Here is a 5,200-nt window from a genome sequence, read left to right on the forward strand (position 1 = left end):
ACCAGTTGGGCTGGAAGAGCGTGGAGCATGCAGCGCGCTCCGCCGTGACGAAGGGCGCGAAACGCTTCGAGACATCGAGGCCCGGCGAGCCGCTGCGGCAGACGGCTTCTGGACGGACGTCCTGAGCGCCTTCCTTCAATTACACCTGGAGTTCATGGCGCAGCGCCTCGTCGAGCCAAATCTGCTTGCCGATATTCGCGCGTGGCGGCACAATCTATCTTCCCTGCCACCGCCGCCGATGTATCGGGAGGGCAGCAAGGTGCTGTTTCGAGCACGGGGCGAACGGGCCGCCGCTGCCTTCGCAGCATGGTTTTATGCCGAGCATTTTCAGCGGCACGTTCTGTTAGCAAGGACCATCCCATGCCCGATGCATGCAGACGGGCACGCCTGCCCGGGAGACCCGTCACGACGCGGCGCTGGCAGCCGCACGAGCGCTGCGGCTTCTCCAGGTTCGTCGCTGGCACGGGATTGCGCGACCTCAAGGTCGACCTTCTGCCTGCCCAGGAACGGGACAAGTGTTTGGCGCCGCCATGGGAAATACGATGACGCCGTCCTTCACCGAGCTCCGGCCCTGGATTCGGCAAAGGCGAATGCCGGCTGGAAATTCAATGCCTGCGACTATCACGCCTGCCGGAGCTGCTTGCAGATCGCGGCTACGACCTGAGCCCGCAGGCCAGTGGCGAGAGGATTTCAGCGAACGAGATCGAGCAGCGGGTGATCAAGAGCGACGACGGGGCGTTCGCACCCTTGGTCGCGGGCATCACCAGAGAGGTTGCCACCGTCATCATCCACGCCGGCATCGTCGAGACCCAGCGATGGTGCTTTCGTCCGCCATTGCGCGCGGGCCTTCACCTGTTCGGAGAACAGCCCCATTTCCGCGGAGCCCATTGTGCGGGCCGCTTGACGATCCTTTGTCATTGGTTGCCTTACCATATTCCGCGACCGCCAAGACGGCCCATATGAGGGATGACCACTTCCCGATCGTCCACCGCAATCGCGTCCCTACATTGACCAAACGATGGTTCACTGCCTCTTGATCGAGCGGGAAACATGGCAGGAGCGAGTAAGGCCCGGTGCACGGCCTCGCTGGCTTTGTCGTCTTTCATCGAACGGCTCCATGCTTCTTGACCGCTTTGCGGCGAGGCTCCGGAATTGGTGCGGCTTTCCCATGGCTCGATGCTTGCCTCATTGCGACATCGGCGAAAGCGAGGAGGCCGCGACCTTCGGCGGCCTCCGTCAGCACTTCGGCGGAGGTGTGCCAATTCGCGTGCTGCTGTCTGAATTACGGTGACGAATTACGGTGACGCTGCACTTGATTGATCTCGATGGGCACAGCGACTTGACTGGACGGTCACCGTAGCGCGGCGCCGGAGGTATCCGGCGGCGGCGTGTTGGCTCGGTTGGTGCTTAGGTCGACTTCGGATTCGAACAGGCGCGGCTGCTGCACCGTCACGCGCCACCTTGGCTGCGTTAGCAGCTGTTTCATTCATTTCCGCTAACCATGATTCTCGCAGGACCGCTCCGCAGTGATCCGGTTCCCACCCAATGGCGTTTTCGGCAACCAGGTGCGCGCGATGCTCGGCAACCTCCGAATTTCCTACAAGCTCTTGATGATGATTGGCCTTTCCATTCTGGGCATAGCCGCGGTGTCGGGCCTGGGCCTGTCGGCGCTGTGGAGCAATCTGATGGAAGATCGCAGAGCCAAGCTTCAGGATATCGTCCGGGTGGCCGGCGAGGCGCTCGACTACGACCACCAGGCGGCCCGCCAGGCCGGACTTTCCGAGGCCGCCGCGATGGAGCGGGGCAAGGCGCTGCTGCATGGCCTGCGCTTCGGAAAGGACGACTATGTCTACGCCATCGATGCCCAGGGGGTCGCGGTATCGAACCCGAATCCCAATGTCGAGGGCAAGAACCTGATCAACGTCGCGGACTCCGATGGCGTCTTTTTCGTGCGCCAGCAGATCGAACTCGCCCCCAAGGGCGGCGGCTTCACGACTTTCCGCTTTCCGCGCGCGTCAGGCGGGGATCCGATCCCGAAAATCACCTATTCGGTTGGCTACAAACCCTTCGGCTGGGTCATTGGCGCAGGCATCTATCTCGACGACGTCAGTGCGATCTTCTGGGAACAGGCCCGCAACATGGCGACGATGGTCGCCCTCGCGCTGCTCGTGGTCGGCGGCATGTTTGTCCTGCTCAGCCGCAGCATCGTCAATCCGATCAATGCGATGATCATGGCGATGCGCAGCATCGCCCAGGGCGATACATCGACGTCCATCCCCGCGCTCGAGCGCCGGGACGAGGTCGGAGCCATGGCGCAGTCTGTGCAGGTCTTCAAGGACAACATGATCGAGGCCGAGCGGCTTCGCGGCGAGCAGGATGGCCTGAAGGCGCGCGCGGACTCCGAGCGCAAACAGCTTCTGGTGCGGATGGCGGACGAGTTCGAACGCGGCGTTCGCGCGTCGCTGGATAATCTGGCTGGCGCCGCCTCCAAGATGCAGGCCACCTCGAAAAGCATGTCCTCGACCGCAAGCGAGGTCAGCCATCAGGCGACGTCCGTCGCAACAGTGGCCGAGCGGGCGTCGGCCAATGTGCAGACCGTTGCCGCCGCGACCGAGGAACTGTCGTCCTCGGTGTCGGAAATCGGCCGGCAGGTCACCGGATCGACGGAAATCGCAGGCCAGGCGGTCGCCGAAGCCAATCGCACCAACGTCACCGTCCAGGGCCTTTCGGCGGCGGCGCAAAAGATCGGCGACGTCGTCAGGCTGATCAGCGATATCGCCAGCCAGACGAATCTTCTGGCGCTCAACGCCACGATCGAGGCGGCACGCGCCGGCGAGGCGGGCAGGGGCTTTGCCGTCGTCGCCAATGAGGTCAAATCGCTGGCCAGCCAGACCGCGAAAGCGACCGACGAAATATCGGCGCAGGTCGGCGCCATGCAGAACGCGACGACGGAGGCGGTGCAGGCGATCGAGGGCATTGGCCGCACCATCGGCGCCATCAACGAGATCACGTCGGCCATCTCGACTGCGGTCGAACAGCAGGGCTCGGCGACCCGCGAGATCGCCCGCAACGTGCAGGAAGCGGCCGTCGGAACGGGCCAGGTCTCCAGCAACATTGCAGCCGTCAACAACGCGGCTGAAAAGACCGGATCGGCCTCGAATGACGTGCTGGCCTCGGCCGATCAGTTGAGCCAGCAGGCGTCGACCTTGCGCGCCGACGTCGATCGGTTCCTCGGCAACATCCGCGCGGCCTGATCGGCCGCGTCTCGCCTGGTGAGAGGAGTCACTTCGGTTTTGACTTGATCGATCACTCTTTGCCTTGCGGCTCGCGTATCAATCAATATCTGGCGACGACGGGACCGCCCCATTTATAGTTGACGGTCAGTCGAACCATGTCTTCGGCGAATCGCTGGCTTTCTGCGATCGTTGTCGTCGTGAAGGCTCCGTTGGTAGAGAATGCAGTCACTGACGAACGGCCAAGATCGATATGGAGATACTCGACCCCAACGTTCCAGTTACCCCATGCCTTCGAGATACCGGCACCTGCGGCCCAGCCGACCCGAACCTCCGATGTGTTGCCGGCGAAAGCGACGCCACTGCACGCGACACCGCCGGGCGTACAGGCAAAGCCAATGGTGCTCTTGACATCGCCATAGGCAAGACCGCCGGTGCCGTAGAATAACCAGTCATTCGCAGCGAAGCCGGCCTTGGCACGAGCCGTGCCGAACCAGTCGGTCTTCGCCGACAGGCTCTCGTTCACGTTGCAGCACGTCGCTGTTGGCGTGGTAATCTGCCCGCTCGCCTTGAAATCGGACGCCTGAATATCGGTCACAACGCCGAGCACCCAGGTCCCGAATTGCTTGTCATAACCAAACTGTCCACCGCCAAAGGCGCCAGACGGCTTGAGGTTCGGAAACAGATTTCCGCTCGGGAATCCGGGGAGTCCAGTTGTCAGGAACGGGCCGATATTTCCCGCGCCCCCTGGATTGACGACCGTCAAACTGGGGTCGGTGTTCTCACCCCAGCCGTAGCCGACGTTGCCGCCGACATAAAACCCAGTCCAATCGTAAGCCGCGGCAAGCGGCGGCGCTTTGGTGTAGGTGCGCGCGGCGAGATCAGCCGCCTGAGCGGCTGTAGCGCCCACGAGCGAAACCGCGAGGGCAATCAGAAGATGCTTCATCTCTATCAACTCCACCAACAAAAATTTGGCATAGGCCCTATCACGACACCATCGACCGGGATGTAGCGCGTCGGATACAGCCAGAAACAATCGCGCATTGCGTGTGTATGCCGTTGCGAGCGGATCGTTCCACTACTCAACCAGTAATCGCGCTAGGCGTGTGCGCCGTGGCGGCATCCCGAAGGGGTTGCGCTTGACCTCGACGATGCTGGCGTGATGCTCGCCCTGGTCCTGCCAGAACTTCGCAAACCGATGAGGTGGGGAGCAGTTCATCGCCCGGCGCCGCCGCCATCGCTCGGCTGCCGCCGCGAAACCGTGATCTTTTGGGATCGAGATCATGATGCTAAGTTCGCCGCCGGCAGGGAGCACCTGCTTCCTGCTTCATACCGAACAGGAGGACGAGATGTCCGACAGCGTCTACAAGGTCATTGAACTGATCGGTGCCAGCAGCGAGTCCTGGGAAAAGGCCGCCGCCAACGCGGTCGAGCAGGCCGCAAAAACACTCCGGGATCTTCGTGTCGCCGAGGTCGTGACACTCGACATGCAATTGGACGCCAAGGGAAAAGTCGAGGCCTACCGGGCCAAGCTCAACGTGTCGTTCAAGTTCGAAGGCACGTGAGCTCAGGTCGCCTCGCCTTGCGGCCGGATTGGTGAAGAAACCTGTCTCCCGTTAAGCCCTTGCGCGGGGAAGGACGGATGTTGCGGCCAGACCCGTGGCGGCTGCCGGCTGTTGTTTGCAGATGGCCCATGGGTGCGGCGGCGCCCGGCGTTCCCTGCGCCCTCTGTTGTTTTTGAGGGTGGTGAGATGGACAGACCTCGGGCGCGAGGGGCGTGCGGAACGCGGATGCATGTTCCTCAAGCCTTCAGCGACGACGACAAATGTTTCCTCTCGTCATTGCGAGCGAGGCGAGGCAATCCAGGGTCGAACGCGGGACTCCGGATTGCTTCGGCGCATACGCGAACACGCGCCTCGCGATGACGGATCACGCGATGTCGTTCCGGGCAAGCGAGCGCCGTCTGG

The 5,200-nt window shown here is 62.6% G+C and carries 4 protein-coding genes; 2 read left to right on the forward strand and 2 right to left on the reverse strand.

Annotated features, from left to right (window positions below):
- Positions 1–690: 690 nt before the first annotated feature.
- A complete protein-coding gene (locus WCB02_RS19435; RefSeq protein WP_423960512.1) occupies positions 691–873 on the reverse strand; it encodes a hypothetical protein in 183 nt (60 codons plus the stop codon).
- A 653-nt stretch (positions 874–1,526) separates the two neighbouring features.
- Here WCB02_RS19435 and WCB02_RS19440 point away from each other — a divergent pair.
- Positions 1,527–3,254 (forward strand): methyl-accepting chemotaxis protein, encoded by a 1,728-nt coding sequence (locus WCB02_RS19440; RefSeq protein WP_423960514.1) that lies wholly within the window; start codon positions 1,527–1,529, stop codon positions 3,252–3,254.
- A gap of 82 nt (positions 3,255–3,336) precedes the next feature.
- On the opposite strand, the gene WCB02_RS19445 is transcribed toward WCB02_RS19440, so the two are convergent.
- Positions 3,337–4,179: an outer membrane protein gene (locus tag WCB02_RS19445; protein WP_423960517.1), complete on the reverse strand. Its 843-nt coding sequence runs from the start codon at positions 4,177–4,179 to the stop codon at positions 3,337–3,339.
- 337 nt (positions 4,180–4,516) lie between these two features.
- On the opposite strand from WCB02_RS19445, the gene WCB02_RS19450 reads away from it, so the two are divergent.
- Entirely contained in the window at positions 4,517–4,798 is a 282-nt protein-coding gene (locus WCB02_RS19450; RefSeq protein ID WP_423960520.1) for a dodecin family protein, read from the forward strand.
- The last annotated feature ends 402 nt before the right edge of the window (positions 4,799–5,200 follow it).

The sequence above is a fragment of the Bradyrhizobium sp. genome (genome assembly GCF_049581145.1).
GTDB lineage: Bacteria > Pseudomonadota > Alphaproteobacteria > Rhizobiales > Xanthobacteraceae > Bradyrhizobium.

Coding starts and splice junctions, on each gene's coding strand:
- WCB02_RS19445 (WP_423960517.1), bottom strand. CDS start 4,179: ATGAAGCATCTTCTGATTGCCCTCGCGGTTTCGCTCGTGGGCGCTACA.
- WCB02_RS19450 (WP_423960520.1), top strand. CDS start 4,517: ATGATGCTAAGTTCGCCGCCGGCAGGGAGCACCTGCTTCCTGCTTCAT.
- WCB02_RS19435 (WP_423960512.1), bottom strand. CDS start 873: ATGGGGCTGTTCTCCGAACAGGTGAAGGCCCGCGCGCAATGGCGGACG.